The sequence below is a fragment of the Chromobacterium sp. CV08 genome (genome assembly GCF_051129845.1).
Taxonomy (GTDB): domain Bacteria; phylum Pseudomonadota; class Gammaproteobacteria; order Burkholderiales; family Chromobacteriaceae; genus Chromobacterium.
On the sequence record NZ_CP150453.1, the window covers coordinates 778,049 to 798,044 of the forward strand.

Genomic DNA, 19,996 nt, shown 5'->3' on the forward strand with positions numbered 1-19,996 from the left:
TCGTGCCCGCGCCGTTTCATTGTATCGAAATCAAGAATGCTTTGCGTTCACATTCTCGATACGCGGATCAATAGCCGCCCTTCTTGCCGATGCCGGCGTAGGTGAACTCGTAGTTCACTTCGAAAGGCTTGAACCACGGGCCGACGCCGGTTTCCTTGTCGACGTGGCGGCCGAAGTGGGCGTGCTCGTTGGCGGACGGCGGCATGATGGTGTATTTCAGCTTGTATTTGCCCGGGCCCTGCAGCTTGACGTTGTCGCCGTAGTGCGGGCCGTCGTTGGCCACCATGGGCATCAGATCGCCCTTCTGGGTCTTGCCGCCGATCTTGGTCAGTTCGTATTTGACCACCAGGTACGGCATCCAGGCGCCTTCCTCGAAGCCGTTCGGATTGTTCTTGGTCGCGTGGATGTCGGCTTCCAGGTGCACGTCGGACGCTTCCGGCTTCAGCATCATGCCGTCCGGCTCCATCTTGGTCGGCTGCAGATAGACGGCGCCGATTTCCATGCCGTTCTTCAGGGCGGGCTTGCCGATCGGGTATTCCTTGGCCATGGCGGCGAAGGAGGCGGACAGGGCGACGCTGGCGATGGCCAGCTGGCAGACAAAGCGACGCATTATGTTTTCCTTATAGAATGGCCCGCGCGTACAGGGCGCTGAAATGCATGATAATGCTAGTAATTATCGTTTGCAAATTTGCCGGCGCGGCGACGGCCTGGTGTCGCGGCGAAACAATTATTTAAATGTCATTTTACGTGCGATAAAGAGGCGCCATTGGATTATAGCGCCGATTCGGCATGGCCATGCCGCCGGTGGGGAATAGAGGGCTGAGAGGAGAGCGGCGCGCCCGCGCGGGCGCGCCTCCGAGATGCGGACTCAGGCCGCCTTGCGGCGCAGGTCGGGCAGCGCCATCGCGACGACGCCCAGCAGCGGCAGGAAGGAACACAGCAGGTAGACGAACTCTATGCCGCGGCTGTCGGCCAGTTGGCCCAGCACGGCGGCGCCGATGCCGCCTATGCCGAAGGCGAAGCCGAAGAACATGCCGGACACCATGCCGACCTTGCCCGGCAGCAGCTCCTGCGCATAGATCAGGATGGCCGGGAAGGCCGAGGCGAGGATGAAGCCTATCGGCAGCGACAGCATCGCGGTCCAGAACAGGCTGGCGTGCGGCAGCATCAGCGTCAGCGGCGCGACGCCGAGTATCGAGAACCAGATCACCCGCTTGCGGCCGATGGCGTCGCCTATCGGGCCGCCGAGCACAGTGCCGGCGGCCACCGCGAACAGGAACATGAACAGGTAGAGCTGGGCCGACTGCACGCCGACATGGAAATGGTGTATCAGATAGAAGGTGTAGTAGCTGGTGATGCTGGCCAGGTAGAAGTGCTTGGAGAACACCAGCAGCAGCAGGATCAGCAGCGTCAGCTTGACCCGCGCCGACGACAGGTCCGGCCGGGAGACGGCGGCCTGTTTCTTAGCCTGGCGGTGCTGGTGCGAATACCACTGGCCGACGCGGTACAGCACATACATCGCCAGCAGCGCGGCCAGTCCGAACCAGGCGACGCTGTGCTGGCCGAGCGGAATGACGATCAGCGCCGCCAGCAGCGGGCCGGTGGCGCTGCCGGCGTTGCCGCCGACCTGGAATATCGACTGGGCGAGGCCGGGCCGGCCGCCGGAGGCCATCCGCGCGACGCGCGACGATTCCGGGTGAAAAATGGACGAGCCGGTGCCGATCAGCGCCGCGGCCAGCAGCAGCAGCGCGAAGCTGCCGGCATTGGACAGCAGCAGCAGGCCGGCCAGCGTCGAGCCCATGCCGAACACCAGCGAATACGGCTGCGGCCGCTTGTCGGTGTAGATGCCGACCACCGGCTGCAACAGCGAGGCGGTGCACTGGTAGGTGAAGGTCATCAGGCCGATCTCGGCGAAACTCAGGTGGTAATTGCCCTTCAGCAGCGGATACAGCGCCACCAGAAGGGATTGCAGCATGTCGTTGAGAAAATGCGAGAAGCTGATGGCGCCCAGCACGCGGAAGCGCGTGTCCTGGGTCGGGGCGAGGGTCTGGCTGCTGGTGGTCATCAAACGGTGCTCGATACGGTGGGTCGCATGATGCTAGCAAGCGTAATCGCGCCAGTCCTGCGAAAATGAGGCAATCATCTTGTTGAAAGAGGCAGAGTGGACAGTTTCGACCATCTGAACGAGTTCGACCTCGGCCTGCAGCCGGTCGTCGGCAAGCCGCGCGACTATCCGGCCGGCCTGGAGACGCCGCGCCACAACCATCCGACCGCCCAGCTCTTGTGCGCGGTGGAGGGCCTGATGCTGGTCGGCACCGAGCGCGGCCAGTGGATCGTGCCGCCGACGCGGGCGATCTGGCTGCCGATAGGCACCTGGCACGAGGTCAGGATGGTCAGCGCGGTGCGGATGCGCAGCATCTACGTCCGGCGCGACCGGCTGGCCGGCCTGCCCGAGGACTGCTGCGTGCTGGAAGTGTCGCCGCTGCTGCGCGAGCTGGTCGTCGCGGCGATGACGGTCAAGGCGCCGTGCGCGCCCGGCGGCCGCGACGAGCGGGTGATGGACTTGCTGCTGAACGAGATCCGCCGCGCCGAGGTGCTGCCCTTGTCGCTGCCGCAGCCGGCGTCGCCGGCGCTGCGGCAGTTGTGCGCGGTCTGGCTGGAAAAGCCGGACGACGCGCGCGGCGCGGCCGAGTGGGCGCGCGAGCTGGCGCTTGACCCGCGCACCCTGCAGCGCCGCTTCCGCCGCGAGACCGGCCTGAGCTTCGGCCAGTGGCGGCGCCAGGCCAGGCTGATGCTGGCCTTGCAGCGGCTGGCCTGCGGCGACAGCGTGTTGAAAGTGGCGCTGGACCTCGGCTATGCCAGCCCCAGCGCCTTCGCGACGATGTTCAAGCGCGAGCTGGGCGCGCCGCCGAGCAGCTTCTTCGCCGCGTCCTGATGTGGACTTTCTTTCTCTTGTGGAAGGGGGACCGGGTAGGGTGCGTCACCCCAAAAGGGGCGACGCACCGAATGTGTCCGCTTCGCGGACGATGTTTTAGACGCCGGTTCCGCCCGGCGAACGGGCGAGGGGGGCTGCGCGGCCAGCCCCCCTGCACCCCCAGGCCGCCCCTCATCGCGCGAAACCCCGGCAAAAAAACGCCGGACGAGGCGCCGCCGGAACTAGCCGCGCGCTAACGTCGCGCGGCGTCGAACAGCCGGCGTCTTAAAACCTCGTCCGGCGCTTTTTTACCGGCGCGCTCCGAAGGGGACAGGGGGCGCGTCGCATCCGTTCTAAACATCTGGGATAGGGGTGCAATGAAATACTCCACCCCCGATTCGATAACTTGGAACCGAACCGACGCACCCCATCCCCATCAGCGCAAGCCGGCTCCGAAGCCATTCCCAAGGTTTTAAGCCGCCAACTGTTTGAGCGGGGCGACGTTAGCGCCCCGCGAGTTGGGCGGCGCCTTGGGAATGGCTTCGGAGCCGGGGTTTCGCAGCGCTGTTGGGGCGGCCTGGGGGTGCAGGGGGGGCTGGCCGCGCAGCCCCCCCTGCCTGCCCGGCGGGCAGCCCCGCCATGAAAATTATCATCCGCGAAGCGGATTCCATTCACCACTACATCATTTCACCGCCAACTTCACCGCCAGCTCCGCCAGCCTTTTCCCCTGCGCCAGCGCCAGCGCCTTCTCGTGTTCGCTGATCGGCTGGCGATTGTCCAGGCCGGCGACGTGGCTGGCGCCGTACGGCGTGCCGCCGCTCTGCGTGGCGGCCAGCGCCGCTTCGGAATAGGGTAGGCCGGCGATCACCATGCCGTGGTGCAGCAGCGGGATCATCATCGTCAGCAGCGTCGACTCCTGGCCGCCGTGCATCGAGGCCGAGCTGGTGAACACGCAGGCCGGCTTGCCGGACAGCGCGCCCTGCATCCATTCGCCGCTGGTGCCGTCGAGGAAGTATTTCATCGCCGCGGCCATATTGCCGAAGCGGGTCGGGCTGCCCAGCGCCAGGCCGGCGCAGTCGACCAGGTCCTGGCGCTCGACATAGGGCGCGCCGTCGTCGGGAATGGAGGATTCGACGGCCTCGCAGACGGCGGAGACCTTGGGCACGGTGCGCAGCCGCGCCTGGCAGCCGGGCACGGCGTCCACGCCGCGGGCGATCAGCCGCGCCAGCTCGCGGGTGGAGCCGTGCTGGCTGTAATACAGCACCAGGATGTCTAGCATGATGACCTCGTGTAGCGTTCGATCGCCGCATGATAGGGCAAAGCGGCGAACCTTGCCTCATCGCCGCTTTGGCTTTACCTTTGCGCCCATGCAAGTCCAACGCCTAGAACCCTATTTGGGCTTCGCCCGCTTCCTCTCCCGCCGCATGGGAGGCCTGCGCGTGCTGCAGGTATCGGGCAGCCTGACCTTCACCACGCTGCTGGCGCTGGTGCCGCTGTTCACCATCGCGCTGACGGTGCTGTCGGCGTTTCCGGTGTTTTCCGACTACAGCGCCCGCTTCAAGATCATGCTGCTGTCGACGCTGGTGCCGGAGTTCGCCGGCAAGGTGATCACCGTCTACATGCGCCAGTTCGCCGACAACGCCGAGAAGCTGACCGCCGCCGGCATCGTGATGCTGGGCGTCACCGCGCTGATGCTGATGTCCACCGTGGAGCGCACCTTCAACGCGATCTGGGGCGTGCGCCGCGGCCGGCCGTGGCTGCAGCAGAGCATGGTGTACTGGACGGTGCTGACGCTGGGGCCGCTGGTGCTGGGCGGCGGCCTGCTGTCGTGGCGCTGGCTGTTCCGGGTCACCCGCTTCGAGAAGAATCTGCCGGTACTGGCCAGCCTGGTCGAGGCCGGCGGCAGCATCGTGCTGACCGCGCTGGTGCTGTCCTTGCTGTACCGCATCGTGCCCAACCGCTTCGTGCCCTTCCGCCACGCGGCCTGGGGGGCGCTGGCCACGGCCTTGCTGCTGGAGTGCACCAAGGCCGGCTTCGGCTTCTATATCGGCCAGATCGCCAGCTACCAGCTGGTCTACGGCGCCTTCGCCAGCATCCCCATCTTCCTGCTGTGGGTCTATTGCCTGTGGCTGGTGGTGCTGGCCGGCGCGGTGTTCACCTCGGCGTTGTCGTACTGGGAGGGCGGCGCCTGGCGCCGCCGCAACGAGCCGCACCGCCGCTTCCTCGACGCGCTGGAAGTGCTGCTGCTGCTGGACCGGGCGCAGACGCGCGGCGAGGCGCTGACGCCGCCGCGGCTGCGGCAGGCGGTCAAGGTAGGCTACGACGAGCTGGGCCTGGTGCTGGACCGGCTGGCGCAGCGCGGCTATGTGCAGAAGGGGCACGGCGACGCCTGGGTGCTGATGAAGCGGGTGTCGGCGATCTCGCTGGCGGAGTTGTTCGAGCTGTTCGTCTACCGCCGCGACGGCGGCCGCGGTGACGCGGTCGACGCGACGCTGTCCGAGCTGCTGGGGCCGCTGACCGACCAGCTTCAGGCGGTGACGGTCGAGGACTTCGCCCGCCGCGTCGGGCAGAAGTAGGCGGTATTGTCGTAGAAGGCCGGATCCTCGTTGCCCGGCCACCAGCCCGGTATGCCCAGCAGCGGCAGCGGGCACAGCGCGCGGGGCGCCGGCAGCTCGGCGTCGTCGTCCAGCAGCGCCGCCAGCCTGGCGTCCAGCGCCAGCCTGCGCGCCGCGTCGTCCAGCGCGAAGAAGCCGTCGTCGACCTCGACGATCCAGGCCTTGCCGCACCAGCCTATATGCGGCGTCAGTCCCATTTCCATCACCGCGTGGCCCAGCGTGAACGCGTCGACGCGCCGCCCCCAGTCGGCGCGCCGCTCGACGAACAGCCGCCTCCATTGCATATCGTCCAGCGCCCGGCCTAGCGCCGGATCGGCGACGGCCACGATCACCCCGCACTCGTCCAGCAGCGTCGCGGCGTCGCGCAGCGGCCCGCGCTTGGCCTCGCCGCCGGCGATCGCGCGAAGGTGGCGCCGGTTCAGCGCCGCCTTCGCGAGCGGCCAGGCCAGCCAGGCGAGCGCGTTGAACCAGTCGTGCCAGTTGTCGCGGCGGGTCGGCACTTCGCCGGTCGCGCCGATATGGCTTTCGTAATAGGCCTCGGGTTCCAGTTCGCAGACGAAACGCAGGCCGGACGGCAGCGGCGCGCCGCCGGCGCGGGCGGCCGCGAGCAGCGCGTCGTAACCGGCCTGGTCGGGCCAGCCGGACAGCGGCGGCACCAGGTGCCGCACCGGGCGGTACAGCGGATGATCGAGATAGTCGGTATGCCAGCGGTCCATGGCGGGAGCAAAAGGCGGCATTCTAGCCGGAAACCGCAGACGGCGGGCTGGCGCCTACGATGCGGTTGCGGCCGTCGCGCTTGGCCTGGTATAGCAGCTTGTCGGCGCGGCTGAGCACCTCGTCGATGTCGTTTTCGCCGGGCTGCCGCTCGGCCACGCCGATGCTGACGGTGTAGGTCAGCGGACCGTTCTCGGTCGGCACCTCGGCCGCGGCGACGGCGGCGCGCAGCCGCTCCGCCACCATCAGCGCGTCCTCGGGCCGGGTGTCCGGCAGCACGGCGGCGAACTCCTCGCCGCCGAGCCGGCCGCACAGGTCGCTGGCGCGCAGCGTCTCGCGGCACAGACCGGCGAAATGGCGGATCACCGCGTCGCCGACGGCATGGCCGTGGCGGTCGTTGATCTCCTTGAAATGATCAAGGTCCATCATCATCACCGCCAGCGCAGACGGATGGCGGCGGCTGCGTTCGAATTCGCGGCCGGCCAGCTCGATGAACTGGCGGCGGTTGTGCAGCTCGGTCAGGCTGTCCTGCGTTGCCAGCCGGTACAGCTGCTTTTCGTGCACATGGCGCTGCAGCGCGATGGCGACGATGTGGGTGCTGCGATGGGCCAGCGCCAGCTCTTCCGCCGTCGGGCTGCGCGGCTCGCGGTAATAGCTGGCCAGCGTGCCCAGCAGCCGGCGGTCGCTGGAAAAGATCGGCACCGACCAGCAGGCGCGCAGGTCGAACGGCCGCACCTTGTCCAGCGCGTGCGCCCACAGCGGGCTGTTCAGGATGTCGTCGACGACGATGGTGCGCTTCCAGTGCGCCGAGGTGCCGCAGGAGCCGTTGGACGGGCCGATGGCCACCCGTTCCACCAGCTTGCGGTAGGCCGGCGGCAGATTGAGCCCGGCTCCGAAGCGCAGCGACTGGCCGTCGCCGTCCAGCAGCATGATGCTGCACATGCTTTCCGGCTGCTGCGATTCCAGCATCTGGCAGATCTGTTCCAGCGTCTGCGCCAGCGGATGGTTGCCGGCTATCATCTCCAGCACCGCGTTTTCCTCGGCCAGCAGCCGCTCGCCCTGGCGGCTGGCGGTGACTTCGCGGTCCACCGACAGGATGGACTTGAGCATGCCGGCGCTGTCGAACTCGGGGAAGAGGCGGATCTCGAAGGTGTGGCGCTGGCCGTCGCGGAACAGGTCCAGCTCGAAGCTGCGCGCCTCCCAGCTGTTGATCAGCTGGCGGCATTCCTGCTCGAAGCGGGTGCTGGCCTCGTCTGTCCAGCCTTTCTCGCGCGGCGTCTTGCCCAGGTGGTCTTCCAGCGGGAGATCGGAGAAGCGCGACACGCTGCGGTTGATGAACAGGCAGTGCAGCTCCAGGTCGTAGCGGGCGATGATGTCCTCGGAATTCTCCACCAGCGTGCGGAACTGCTGCTCGCGGCGCAGCATCGCCGCCTCGTCGTGCTTGCGGGCGGTGACGATGCGGCAGATCGCGGTGAGCCGGCTGACCTTGCCGGCGCGCCAGGCCGGCTGAAGCGTCAGCTCCAGCCACTCCCAGTGGCCGCTGTAGTGGCGGACGCGGAATTCGTGGCCGGCCTCCGGCATGTGGGGCGGCAGCTCCAGCACCTGGGCGAAGCGCGGCCGGTCTTCCGGATGCAACAACAGCAGCCAGCGGGGGAAATCCATGTCCCGGGTATGGGCCGGCATGCCGAGCAGCCGCTGCAGCGAGTGCACGCTGCCGCGCATGTGGCGGCGCTGCAGGTCGAATTCCAAGAGGCCGAGGCTGGCGTCCTGCACCGTGGCGCGCGCCTGGCGGTGTTGGCGACGGCTTTGCAGCCATAGCGCGGTGGCGGCCAGCGCCAGCAGCCAGCCGGCTTGGGCGGCGAGCGGCGCGCCATGGCCGTTGCCGGCCTGCGCCGGCTGCGCCCAGAGCGGCAGCAGGCCGCCGAGCATGGCCAGGGCCGGAAGGAATGAACGGTGAATCAAACAGCGCTCCACGAAAACGGCGGCGGGTCGAAACAGGAATTCTGACATCAGCGGCGGGGTGTTCCGCGCGGCGCCAGTCGCGCCGCGAGCCAAGCGTCGTATTTATGCAACAAATACAGTATGCTTGATGACGAAAGGGCGGAAGATTCCGCGATGGCAAGCAAGTTGGCTGGCGCACGCTACACGGCGGCGCGGGTGTGGGGTGTTCGAATGGATTTCTTTCCGATTTTTCTGAAACTGGGCGGCCAGCGCTGCCTGGTGGTCGGCGGCGGCGAGGTGGCGCTGCGCAAGGCGCGTCTGCTGCTGGCCGCCGGCGCCAGCCTGCAGGTCGCGGCGCCGGAACTGGTGCCGGAGTTGGCGCAACTGGCCGAACGCGGCGAGCTCGAGCATCTGTCCGGTCGCTACGCCGCCGGACAGCTGGACGGACAGCGTCTGGTGGTGGCCGCCACCGACGACGAGGCGGTCAACCGCCGGGTGGCGGCCGACGCCGAGGCGCTGGGCGTGCTGGTCAATGTGGTCGACGACGCCGAGGCGTCGCGCTACATCAGCCCGGCCGTCATCGACCGCTCGCCGCTGATGATAGCGGTGGCCAGCGGCGGCAGCGTGCCGGTGCTGGCGCGCTTGATCCGGGCCAGGCTGGAGAGCCTGATCCCGGCCGGCTACGGCCGGCTGGCGCGTTTCGGCGCCTCCTTCCGCGACGCGGTCAAGGCGCGCTTCCCCGATGTGGACGGTCGGCGGCGTTTCTGGGAGACGGTGCTGGAAGGACCGCTGGCCGAGACGGTGATGAACGGCGACGAGGCGGCGGCGCGCAAGGAGATGGAGAAGCGCATCGCCGCCGGCGGCGACGTCGGCGCCGGCGCGGTCTACCTGGTGGGCGCCGGGCCGGGCAATCCCGACCTGCTGACCTTCCGCGCGCTCCGACTGATGCAGCAGGCCGACGTGGTGCTGTACGACAAGCTGGTGGCGCCTGCCTTGCTGGATCTGGTGCGGCGCGATGCCGAGCGGGTCTATGTCGGCAAGGCGCGCGCCAATCACGCGCTGCCGCAGGACGACATCAACCAGCTGATGGTGGATCTGGCGAAGCAGGGCAAGCGGGTGCTGAGGCTGAAGGGCGGCGATCCGTTCACCTTCGGCCGCGGCGGCGAGGAAATCGCCACGCTGGCCGAGCACGGCATCGCCTTCGAGGTGGTGCCGGGCATCACTTCGGCCAGCGGCGCCGCGGCCTACGCCGGCATTCCGCTGACGCACCGCGATTACGCGCAGTCGGTCACCTTCGTCACCGGCCACAAGCAGGACGGCACGATACAGCTGGACTGGCCGGCGCTGACCCGGCCGCAGCAGACGGTGGTCGTCTACATGGGCGTGTCGACGGCGGCGGAGCTGTGCCGGGCCTTCGTCGAGCACGGCCGCGCGGCCGGAACGCCGGCCGCGGCGGTGGAGTGGGCCACGACCGAGCGGCAGCGCACGGTGTGCGGCACTTTGTCCAGCCTGCCGGGTCTGATGGCCTCGCACGGCATCGCCTCGCCGGCGCTGATCATCGTCGGCGAGGTGGTGGAATTGGCGGACAAGCTGGCCTGGTACCGCCGCAGCGAGAATTCAGCTGTTACAATTCAGGAAGATTGATCGCGCGGATGCGCGGGCCCGGCCCGCGCAGGTTCGAGCTTTGCTCAAAATAACGCGGCAGGTAAGTCTGTTCCGCCGCACCACATTCGAAGACTCAGGCATGGTAGGTGTTCTGATAATTGCACATGGAGACCTGGGACGCAGCCTGGCCGATTGCGCCAAGCACATCCTGGGCCGGGAGCCGGAAAATCTGGCTGTGATGGCGGTGGACAAGACCGAGGACCCGGAGCGCAAGCTGGCCGAGGCACAAAGCCTGGTGGACGGACTGGATCATGGCGATGGCGTGGTGGTGCTGACCGATATGTACGGCGGCACCCCCTCGAATATCGCCAGCAGGCTGATCCGGCCTGGCCGCGTCGAGGCGGTGGCCGGTGCCAGCCTGCCGATGCTGGTGCGTGCGTTGTGCTACAGCAGCCAACCGCTGGAGATCGTCGTCAGCAAGGCGATCACCGGTGGTCTGGAAGGCGTGCTTTATATTATTCCGGGGGAAGGTAATGCTGCGATCTGAAGTCGAAATCATCAACAAGCTTGGCCTGCACGCGCGCGCGTCCAGCAAGTTCACCCAATTGGCCAGCCGCTACAAGAGCGATATCTTCATCGCCCGCAACAATCGCCGCGTCAACGGCAAGAGCATCATGGGCGTGATGATGCTGGCGGCGGCGAAGGGCGCCCGGGTGGAGCTGGAGGTCAGCGGCGAGGACGAGCAGCAGGCGCTGGAGGCGCTGATCGCGCTGATCAACAATCGTTTCGACGAGGCGGAATGACGCGCCATTGAGTGGGAGGCCGGCTTGCCCCGGCTTCCAGGGAGCCCGCTTGGGGCTGCCGACCGGCATCAGCGTGCCGTCCGGGACGTGGGCGGCGACAGACGGTCGGGCGGCGCCCTCAGGGCGGAGACAACGGCAGGCATAGCACAATAACACCGGCCTGCCGGAGGAGGGGGCAATGAGCATCATCCTGCACGGTGTGGCCATCGGCGGCGGCATCGCCATCGGACGGGCCCACCTGATTTCGCGCAGCATGGACGATGTCGCGCACTATCTGCTGGAAGAGGATGAGATTCCGGCGGAAAAGACGCGCTTCGACGAGGCGGTGAGGGCGACCCGCAAGGAGCTGGAAATGCTGTGGGGCAGCATTCCGGAGAACGCGCCGGCCGAGCTCGGCGCCTTCCTGTCGCTGCACATCATGCTGCTCGGCGACGTCACCATCTCGCGCGAGCCGCGCGAGATCATAGAGAAGCAGCACTGCAACGCCGAATGGGCGCTGAAGCTGCAATGCGACCACCTGGTCGAGCAGTTCGACGCCATCGAGGAAGACTACCTGCGCGAACGCAAGAACGACGTGCTGCAGGTGATAGAACGCATCTTCAACAATCTGGACGGCGACGCGCCGCAACTGCCGGCGCCGGAGGATCTGGTCGAGGACCACATCCTGGTCGCGCACGACCTGTCGCCGGCCGACATGGTGTATTTCAAGGATTCCAACTTCGCCGCCTTCATCACCGACGTCGGCGGCGCCACCTCGCACACCGCCATCCTGGGGCGCAGCCTCGACCTGCCGTCGGTGATCGCGCTGCACCACGCCCGCGAGCTGATACGCGAGGACGAGATGATCATCGTCGACGGCCAGCAGGGCGTGGTGATCATCAATCCGGACGCGCTGGTGCTGGCCGAGTACCGCCGCCGTCAGCGCGCCTGGCGCGGCGCGCGGCGCAAGCTGTCGTCGATACGCAAGTCGCACGCCGTCACCCGCGACGGCACGGTGATCGAGCTGTACGCCAATATCGAGCGGCCGCAGGACGTCGAGGACGTCCGCGAGTCCGGCGCCGTCGGCGTCGGCCTGTTCCGCAGCGAGTTCCTCTTCCTCGGCCGTGACACGCTGCCGACCGAGGACGAGCAGTTCGAGGCCTACCGCCATGTGGCGGTGGCGCTGAAGGGCATGCCGGTCACGATACGCACGATGGACCTGGGCGCCGACAAGAGTCCGAAATGGCTGAACCACTGCCAGGCCGACAATCCGGCGCTGGGCCTGACCGGCATCCGCTTGTGCCTGGCCGAGCCGCTGATGTTCCGCGCTCAGCTCAGGGCGCTGCTGCGCGCCTCGGTGCACGGCAAGATCCGCGTGCTGTTCCCGATGGTCAATTCGCTGCCGGAGCTGAGACAGGCGCTGGCGCAGTTCGAATACGCCAAGGAGGAGCTGCGCGACGAGGGCATCGCCTACGCCGACGACATCGAAGTGGGCGCGATGATAGAAATCCCGTCGGCGGCGCTGGTGGCGGGCAGCTTCACCAAGCATGTCGACTTCCTGTCGGTGGGCACCAATGACCTGATCCAGTACACGCTGGCGATAGACCGCAACGACGACACCGTCAGCCATCTGTACGACCCGATCCATCCGGCGGTGCTGAAGCTGATCCTGCACACGATCAAGACCGGCATCAAGGCCGACGTCCCGGTGTCGGTATGCGGCGAGATGGCCGGCGACGCCAGGCTGACCCGATTGCTGCTCGGCATGGGCCTGCGCAAGTTCTCGATGCATCCGGCCAATCTGCTGGCGGTCAAGCAGCAGGTGCTGACCAGCCATCTGGGCGAGATCGCGCCCGTCGCGACGCGCATGCTCAGATCGGAGGACCCTGATAAAATAGCCGATCTATTGCAACTGCTGAATGCAGAGCCGGGTGAATAGCCCGGCTTTTTTAATCGATGCTCAACGACCCTATCGACCTCGCCGCCGTTCGGCGCGCGCTGGTGATCAAGCTGCGCCATCACGGCGACGTGCTGCTGGCCTCGCCGGTGTTCTCCGCGTTGCGGGCCGAGGCGCCGCAGCTGGAAATCGACGCGCTGGTCTATCACGACACCCGCGAGATGCTGAGCCTGCATCCCGACATCAGCGAACTGCACACGATAGACCGCGCCTGGAAGAAACGGGGACCGCTCGGCCAGCTGCGCGCCGAGCTGGGGCTGCTGGCGCGCCTGCGCGCGCGGCGCTACGACCTGGTGATCACGCTGACCGAGCACAACCGCGGCGCCTGGCTGGCGCGCCTGCTCGCGCCGCGCTGGGCGGTCGGGCCGGATGGCCCGTACGGGCGGTTCTTCCGGAAGAGCTTCAGCCATCGCTATCTGCAGGTGCCGGGCAACCGCCGCCACACGATAGAAGTCCATCTGGACGCGCTGCGCCGCATCGGCGTTTATCCGTCCGAAGAGCAGCGCCGGCTGGTGCTGGTGCCGGGCCACAATGCCGAGGCGACGCTGGCGGCCAAGCTGGCCGAACGCGACTTGGCGCCCGGCGGCTATGTGCTGGTGCATCCGACCTCGCGCTGGTCGTTCAAGAGCTGGCCTGCCGAGCGGATGGCGGCGCTGATCGACGCCCTGACGGCCCGCGGCGAGCGGGTGGTGCTGTCCGCGGCGCCCGGCGCCGAGGAAATGGCGATGATCGCCGACATCGAAGGCCGGCTGGCGAGGCCGGTGGCCAGCCTGGCCGGCCAGCTTTCGCTGAAGGAACTGGCGGCGGCGATAGACCGGGCCCGTCTGTATATCGGCGTCGACTCGGTGCCGATGCATATCGCCTCGGCGATGACGACGCCCTGCGTGGCGCTGTTCGGACCGTCCGGCGACATCGAATGGGGGCCGTGGCGGGTGCCGCACCGGGTGGTCCGCGCCGAGCTGCCGTGCAGGCCCTGCGGCAACGCCGGTTGCGGAGGCGGTTGGCGCAGCGAGTGCCTGGAGCGCATCGGCGTCGACCAGGTGCTGGCGGCGGTCGACGCTTTGCAAAAGGAAACACAATGAAGCGTCTGGCCATCGTCAGGCAGAAGTACAATCCGGCCGGCGGGGCCGAGCGCATCGTCAGCGCCATCATCCGCCAGTTGCGGGGCAGGGACGGCATCCAGCCGGTGCTGATCAACCGCAATTGGGAGGCGCTGGACGGCGTGGAGGCCGTCAGCGTCAAGCCGTTCTATCTGGGCAGCGTCTGGCGCGACTGGGGGTTCGCCGGCGCGGCGCGGCGGGCATGGCGAAGCCTGGGCGCCGATCTGGTGCAGTCGCATGAACGCATTCCCGGCAGCCATGTCTATCGTGCGGATGACGGCGTGCATGCCGCCTGGCTGGCCGCCCGCGTGCGGCAGAAGGGATGGCGGGCGCGGCTCTCCATTTGTTTCAACCCGTATCACCACTACATGTTGCGGGCCGAGAGGCGGATGTACCGCCACCCCGATTTTCGCGCGGTGATCTGCATCTCCGAGATGGTGAAGCAGGATGTGATCCGCCATGCGGGCATTCCGGCCGAGCGTTGCGAGGTGATACACAACGGCGTCGACAGCGAGCACTTTTGTCCGGACGCCGCTCGCGCCGGCCGCGACGAATTGCGCGGCAGGCTAGGCATTCCCGCCGACGCGCCGGTGCTGGTTTATGTCGGCTCGGGCTTTGCCCGCAAGGGGGCGGCCCAGGCGATACGCGCCATCGTGCCGCATCGCGAGGCGAGGCTGGTGCTGGTCGGCAGCGACAAGCAACTGGAGCGCTACCGGCGGCAGGCGCAGAGCCTGGGCGTGGCCGAGCGGGTGTATTTCCAGGGCGCGCAGCGCGATGTGCGCGCCTATTACGGCATCGCCGACGGCTTCATCCTGCCGTCGGTGTACGAGCCGTTCGGCCTGGTGGTGGCCGAGGCGATGGCCTGCGGCCTGCCGGTGCTGACCAGCACCCGTTGCGGCGCCGGCGAGCTGGTCGATGAGGACGAGACCGGCTGGCTGGCGGCGCCGGATGACGACGCGGCCTGGCAGCGCAATGTCGGCCGTTGGCTGGCGGCGCGCGATCGCTGGCCGCGAATGGGCGAGCGGGCCCGGCAGCGGGTGCTGCCGTTGACCGAGGCCGCGATGGTATCGCGAATGCTGCAGTTGTTTGAACGCCTGCTGGGGGCCGCCTGATCGGCCCGGCCGGTCCGGCGATGGAGTCGATTTGATGGATAGCACACGATGAGGCCGGGGCGCTTTCCCGGCCGTTTATTGATTTTCGCTGCCTTGTTCCTGCGCCTGTTGGCGCAGCCGTGGCGTCGCCGGCCGGAGTCCGGCTCGGTGCGCCGGGTGCTGGTCCTGCATCAGTTCCTGCTGGGCGACGCCTTGATGGCGACCAGCTTGCTGGCGAAGGCGCGTCAGCGCTTTCCTGACGCCGAAATCGCGCTGGCCTGTCCGCCGGCGCAGGCGCCTCTGTACGCCGGACGGCCCTATGGCGTGCGCCCGCTGGCCTGGCAGCCGCGCGATTTCGCGTCGATCCGCCGGCTGTTCGCCGAACCGCGATTCGATATCGTCTATCTGATGGGGGAGAACCGTCTGAGCTTCCTCGCGCGGGCGCTGGGCGCGCGCTGGGTAGTCGGCTTCGCCGGCGAGGCGCCGGCCTACAAGAACTGGCTGGTGGACGAGGCGGTGCCGTACGCGGCGGAGCCGGAGGCCTGGACCGACACGGCGTCGCGCTTGATAGACGGACCGGAGCCGGCGCCGTTCGATCCGGCCGATTGGCCGCTGGAGGCCCAACTGCCGATGGCGCTGCCGTCGGACTACGTGGTGCTGCATGTCGGCGCCAGCTCCGCCACACGCTATTGGACCGCCGCGGCCTGGAATCGCGTGGCCCAGGCGGTGCGCGCCGGCGGTTGCCGGGTGCTGTGGTCCTGCGGTCCGGGCGAGCAGTCTTTGCTGTCCGGCATCGAGGTCGCCGAGCGCGATGTCCTTGTCGCGGGGACGCTGAACCTGCCCCAACTGCGCACGGTGCTGGCCCGCGCCCGCGCCTGCGTCTGCCCGGATACCGGCATCGCCCATCTGGCCAAGGTGGCCGGCGTGCCGTTATTGATGTTGTTCGGCCCGGGCAGCGAGACGCTGTTCGGCGCCAGCCGGTTTTTCCGCAATCAGGTCTGCCTGGGCGCCGGCCCGGCCTGGTTCCCCTGCCGCGGGCAGAACAGCGTCCATCATCGCGAGGTCGAATGGGCGCTGCGCTGCGGTCGCAAGCTGGGCGAGCGCGAGGGGGAATGCCGTCGCGCCGCCTGCATGGAGGCGATAGACGTGGACGATGTTATTCGGAAATTGATGGGATTGTTGGCATGAGAGTTGATTTGAGACGGCTGTTGCAGCTCGATACCGTGCTGGTTGCGCTGGCGCTGGTGTTTCTGACGATGGCCAATGTGTCGCATACCGTGGCCTTGCGCTACGCCATCCTCGGCGTGCTGCTGCTGGCCTGCCTGCCCGATTTGAGGGTGGATCGGCCGCTGCGGCTGCCCGCCCTGCTGTTGGGCGGTTTCGTCGCCTACGCGGTCTTGCACGCGGTCCTGCTGTCGCATTGGACCGAATACGCGCTGACGGAAATCTACAGCCAGCTGCTGATCGGCGCGCTGTGGTTCGTCGTCGGCGCGATTCTGTTCCGCCGCCGCCTGCCGGTGTCCATCATGGACCTCGTGGTGATGGCCGGCATGTCGCTGGCGGCGGTGGAGTTCCTGCACGGCGCCTACCAGTTCTGGACGAGCGGGGAGTGGCCGTACATGGTGACGTTCACGACGGAGACCAAGCTGGAGTTCACCTTTTTCATGAATTTCGTGCTGGCCTTCGTCGCCACCGCCTTCTGCTTCGACGGGACCGGCAAGGAGCGTCTGTCCTGCCTGCCGCGTTGGGCGCTGGCGGCGATCGGCCTGCTGATCCTGTTCGTCAGCCTGAAGGCGGGCGCCCGCAACGGCATGATAGGCCTGGTCTATCTGTGCTTCTCCATGCTGGTGATTTTCATGTTGTTCGACGGGGCGAGGCTGGGCTGGCGCAAGGCGGTCCTGCTGGCGGTCCTGGTGGTGGCGGCCGTCGGCGCCGTGGCCGGCTATGCCTTCAAGGAGGACACCCGGAACCAGGTTTTCCTCGAATCGGCGCGCGCCGGCTGGAATTATCCCGCGACCAAGGCCTGGTTGCGGATAGCGCCTTATCCGCTGATGCATGACGGCCGGACGGTCGACGAATCGGCCTACGAACGGGTGGCGTGGATACACAGCGGGCTGGATTTGATCATCGCGCGTCCGGAAGGCTACGGTTTCGCCCGCAACGCCTTCTCGCTGGCGCTGTCGGAAACCGGCCATCCGAACAATGTCGGCCACAGCCACAGCGGCTTCATCGATTGGGGCGTGGGCCTGGGGCTGCCCGGACTGTTGCTGTGGCTGGCGTTTTGCGCGACCCTGCTCGGCTTTGGCTATCGGGCCTTCCGCCAGCGGCGGGAAATCCTGGGCCTGATGCTGATGCTGGTCACCGCCGGCTATCTGGGCCGAATGCTGATGGAGAGCGTCAACAAGGACCACATGCTGTATCTGTTCCTGTTCACCGCCGGGGCGCTGCTGGCGGAAATCCACCGGCGCGATCCCGCCCTTGCCGCCGGTAACGGCGGCCAAGCCCGGCAAATGATATAGAATCTAGCGCTCGAAACAGGAAGTCCGCCCCACCATGCGTGATCTAGCACAATTCACCGTTGGCGAGTGGCTGCGTCTGCAGCCCTGCCAAGACGCCTTGAAGCAATGGCGCAACGATATCTGGCAGCGCCATTACCAGTCGCTGCGCGCCGAGGGGCAAGCGTCCTTTCTCGACGGATTGGCCGGCCAGGCGCAGGGCCTGGGCCTGGTGGTGGCTTTCGAGCAGCCGTGGGCGCTGAACTGGCAGCTGAAGATGGCGCGCGTCCATCTGTCCGACATGCGCCTGCTGGTGTTCGACAATTCCAGGCGTCCCGAGATGCGACGCCAGATCGCCGACGTGTGCCGCGCCAACGAGGTGCCCTATCTGGGCCTGCCGGCGAATCCCACCCGTCACGTGAACCGCTCGCATGGTTTCGCGATGAACTGGATCTACCATAATGTGGTCCGGGAACTGCGGCCGGCGCATTTCGCCTTCATCGACCACGACATGATACCGGTGCTGGACAGCTCGTGCTTCCGTCCGCTGGCGGCGCAGCCGGTGTACGGCCTGCCCAACGTCAGCGAATGGGCCTGGCAGCTATGGGCCGGCTACTGCGCTTTCGACGGCGCTTTCGTCGAAAATCGTGCGCTGAACTTCTTGTATGATTTTTCCAATGGCCTGGATACCGGCGGACGCAATTGGCGTCCGGTGTACCGGACGCTGCCGCGTGAGCAACTGAAGATGGCGGACCGGGCCTTCCCGGAAGTGGCCGATCCGCTGAGCGGCGCGCTGGCCAAAGTCGAGATGATAGACAACAGCTGGTTCCATATCGGCAATATCAGCTATAACAATGTTTTCCAGCAGAAGGCCGAACTTTGCCAGAACCTGGCGTCGGCGCTGGACGAGGGGGCGACGTGGCTGGAATTGTGCCCGGCCATGGCCGTCGGTCGATCGGAATAGGATACTAGATGGTCAAGCACTCTCTCCAATACAACTGGAAAGTCTATAGGCGGCTGCTGGGCTACCTGCTCGGCTATTGGCAGGTCCTGCTGTTGTCGGTGCTGTCGATGATGCTGGCGGCGCTGACCGAGCCGGCGCTGGCGTGGCTGATGAAGCCGCTGATCGACGGCGGCTTCGTCAACAAGGACCCGCATACCATGGTCTGGGTGCCGATGGCCATCGTCGGCGTCTTCCTGGTGCGAGGCCTGACCAGCTTCGTCAACGAATACTCCGCCAGCTGGCTGACCGGCCATCTGGTGCAGACCTTGCGCCAGCAGATGTTCGCCAAGCTGGTCCGCCTGCCGGTGCCTTATTACGACGAACACCAGTCGGGCCGGCTGATGTCGCGCATCGCCTACGATGTCAATCAGGTCACCGAGGCCGGCTTCAACGTGATCACCGTCACCGTGCGGGACGGCGTCACCGCCTTGTCCCTGCTGAGCCTGCTGTTGTGGATAGACTGGCAGCTGACATTGATCTGCCTGGTGGTGATGCCGGCGGTGACGTGGTGCATGCGGGTGGTCGGCAAGCGGCTGCGCGGCCTGGCGCGTGAAAACCAGCAGAGCATGGCGCAGATGACCCAGATACTGGGCGAGAGCATAGACGGCCAGCGCGTGGTCAAGGTGTACGGCGGGGAAGGGCAGGAGATCGCCCGTTTCAACCACTCGGCCGAGTCCCTGCGGCGCAACCAGGTCAAGCAGAGCGCCGCCAGCTCGGCCAGCACCGGGATCACCCAGTTGCTGATCGCCTGCGCGCTGGCGGCCATCCTGTATTTCGCCGCCTTGCGCGCCCAGCACGGCAATTTCAGCGCCGGCGGCTTCATGACCTTCCTGACCTCGATGATGGGGCTGTTCGCGCCGATCAAGCGCATCACCGGCGTGTCGCAGGCGATGCAGCGCGGCCTGGCGGCCGCCGAGTCGGTGTTCGCGTTCCTGGATACCCCGGAGGAGCCCGACCATGGCCGGCGCCTGATGCCGCAGACCCGCGGCGAGCTGGCTTTCGACGGCGTCTCCTTCCGCTATCCGGGTTCGGAGCGCATCGCGCTGCAGGACATCGAGCTGACGGTGCGGGCCGGCGAGACGGTGGCCTTGGTCGGATCGTCCGGCAGCGGCAAGACCACGCTGGTCAGCCTGGTTCCGCGCTTCTACGAGCCCGACGCCGGCCGCCTGCTGCTGGACGGCGTGCCGCTGACCGACATCCCGCTGGCCGATCTGCGCGGCCACATCGCGCTGGTCAGCCAGGACGTGCAGCTGTTCAACGACAGCGTGGCCGCCAACATCGCCTATGGCCGGCAGGGCCGGGTCCCGCGGGAGGAGATCGTCGCGGCGGCGCGCGCCGCCAATGCGCTGGAGTTCATCGAGGCGATGCCGGAAGGCTTCGACACCATGATAGGCGAGAACGGCGTGCGGCTGTCCGGCGGGCAGCGGCAGCGGCTGGCCATCGCCCGCGCCTTGCTGAAGAACGCCCCGCTGCTGATCCTGGACGAGGCGACCTCGGCGCTGGACACCCAATCGGAACGGCTGGTGCAGGCGGCGCTGGAAAACCTGATGCAGAACCGCACCACCATCGTCATCGCCCACCGGCTGTCGACGATAGAGAACGCCGACCGCATCGTGGTCATGCACCAGGGGCGGCTGGCCGAGCAGGGCAGGCACCAGGAGCTGCTGGCCAGGGGCGGCCTGTACGCCCGTCTGCACAGCCTGCAGTTCCGCGAGCAGGACGAGGCCTGAGCGCCCGCCCGAACGACAAAAGGCCGCGATTGCGGCCTTTTGTCTTTGG

The 19,996-nt window shown here is 67.3% G+C and carries 17 protein-coding genes; 12 read left to right on the forward strand and 5 right to left on the reverse strand.

What is annotated here, in order from left to right:
* Positions 1-67: 67 nt before the first annotated feature.
* Entirely contained in the window at positions 68-610 is a 543-nt protein-coding gene (locus WNM05_RS03795; RefSeq protein ID WP_434632646.1) for an iron transporter, read from the reverse strand.
* 258 nt (positions 611-868) lie between these two features.
* Positions 869-2,065, reverse strand: a complete 1,197-nt coding sequence (locus WNM05_RS03800; protein ID WP_434632647.1) for an MFS transporter — start codon at positions 2,063-2,065, stop codon at positions 869-871.
* Between the two features lie 96 nt (positions 2,066-2,161).
* Here WNM05_RS03800 and WNM05_RS03805 point away from each other — a divergent pair, with 96 nt between their 5' ends.
* Positions 2,162-2,935 (forward strand): AraC family transcriptional regulator, encoded by a 774-nt coding sequence (locus tag WNM05_RS03805; protein ID WP_434632648.1) that lies wholly within the window; start codon positions 2,162-2,164, stop codon positions 2,933-2,935.
* Positions 2,936-3,596: 661 nt separating this feature from the next.
* On the opposite strand, the gene wrbA is transcribed toward WNM05_RS03805, so the two are convergent.
* On the reverse strand, positions 3,597-4,193 hold the full coding sequence (gene wrbA / locus WNM05_RS03810) for an NAD(P)H:quinone oxidoreductase (protein WP_434632650.1): 597 nt from the start codon (positions 4,191-4,193) through the stop codon (positions 3,597-3,599).
* Positions 4,194-4,281: 88 nt separating this feature from the next.
* Between wrbA and WNM05_RS03815 the strand changes: the two genes are divergently transcribed.
* Positions 4,282-5,490 (forward strand): YihY family inner membrane protein, encoded by a 1,209-nt coding sequence (locus tag WNM05_RS03815; protein ID WP_434632652.1) that lies wholly within the window; start codon positions 4,282-4,284, stop codon positions 5,488-5,490.
* On the opposite strand, the gene WNM05_RS03820 is transcribed toward WNM05_RS03815, so the two are convergent.
* Positions 5,442-6,245: a DUF3025 domain-containing protein gene (locus tag WNM05_RS03820; protein WP_434632654.1), complete on the reverse strand. Its 804-nt coding sequence runs from the start codon at positions 6,243-6,245 to the stop codon at positions 5,442-5,444. The two genes, WNM05_RS03815 and WNM05_RS03820, sit on opposite strands and share 49 nt — an antisense overlap.
* 22 nt (positions 6,246-6,267) lie before the next feature.
* Positions 6,268-8,205 (reverse strand): sensor domain-containing diguanylate cyclase, encoded by a 1,938-nt coding sequence (locus WNM05_RS03825; RefSeq protein WP_434632656.1) that lies wholly within the window; start codon positions 8,203-8,205, stop codon positions 6,268-6,270.
* Positions 8,206-8,415: 210 nt separating this feature from the next.
* On the opposite strand from WNM05_RS03825, the gene cysG reads away from it, so the two are divergent.
* The 10 genes from cysG (at position 8,416) to msbA (ending at position 19,947) form a co-directional block, all read left to right on the forward strand.
* On the forward strand, positions 8,416-9,828 hold the full coding sequence (gene cysG, locus WNM05_RS03830; protein WP_434632658.1) for a siroheme synthase CysG: 1,413 nt from the start codon (positions 8,416-8,418) through the stop codon (positions 9,826-9,828).
* Positions 9,829-9,928: 100 nt separating this feature from the next.
* A complete protein-coding gene (locus WNM05_RS03835; RefSeq protein WP_434632660.1) occupies positions 9,929-10,336 on the forward strand; it encodes a PTS sugar transporter subunit IIA in 408 nt (135 codons plus the stop codon).
* Entirely contained in the window at positions 10,323-10,592 is a 270-nt protein-coding gene (locus tag WNM05_RS03840; protein ID WP_434632662.1) for an HPr family phosphocarrier protein, read from the forward strand. Before WNM05_RS03835 ends, WNM05_RS03840 begins: the two co-directional genes overlap by 14 nt.
* A 178-nt stretch (positions 10,593-10,770) precedes the next feature.
* Positions 10,771-12,510 carry a phosphoenolpyruvate--protein phosphotransferase gene (gene ptsP, locus WNM05_RS03845; protein ID WP_434632664.1) on the forward strand — a complete coding sequence of 580 codons (1,740 nt, stop codon included), beginning with the start codon at positions 10,771-10,773 and terminating at the stop codon, positions 12,508-12,510.
* Between the two features lie 17 nt (positions 12,511-12,527).
* Positions 12,528-13,610, forward strand: a complete 1,083-nt coding sequence (gene rfaQ / locus WNM05_RS03850; RefSeq protein ID WP_434632666.1) for a putative lipopolysaccharide heptosyltransferase III — start codon at positions 12,528-12,530, stop codon at positions 13,608-13,610.
* Positions 13,607-14,740, forward strand: coding sequence for a glycosyltransferase family 4 protein (locus WNM05_RS03855; RefSeq protein WP_434632667.1), 1,134 nt, complete (start codon positions 13,607-13,609; stop codon positions 14,738-14,740). The genes rfaQ and WNM05_RS03855 overlap by 4 nt, the downstream gene beginning before the upstream one ends.
* 48 nt (positions 14,741-14,788) lie before the next feature.
* On the forward strand, positions 14,789-15,907 hold the full coding sequence (locus tag WNM05_RS03860; protein ID WP_434632668.1) for a glycosyltransferase family 9 protein: 1,119 nt from the start codon (positions 14,789-14,791) through the stop codon (positions 15,905-15,907).
* Complete coding sequence (locus tag WNM05_RS03865) at positions 15,904-17,238, forward strand: O-antigen ligase family protein (protein WP_434632669.1); 1,335 nt, start codon at positions 15,904-15,906, stop codon at positions 17,236-17,238. The genes WNM05_RS03860 and WNM05_RS03865 overlap by 4 nt, the downstream gene beginning before the upstream one ends.
* A 34-nt stretch (positions 17,239-17,272) precedes the next feature.
* A complete protein-coding gene (locus WNM05_RS03870; protein ID WP_434632670.1) occupies positions 17,273-18,178 on the forward strand; it encodes a hypothetical protein in 906 nt (301 codons plus the stop codon).
* 8 nt (positions 18,179-18,186) lie between these two features.
* On the forward strand, positions 18,187-19,947 hold the full coding sequence (msbA, locus tag WNM05_RS03875; protein ID WP_434632671.1) for a lipid A export permease/ATP-binding protein MsbA: 1,761 nt from the start codon (positions 18,187-18,189) through the stop codon (positions 19,945-19,947).
* Positions 19,948-19,996: the final 49 nt, after the last annotated feature.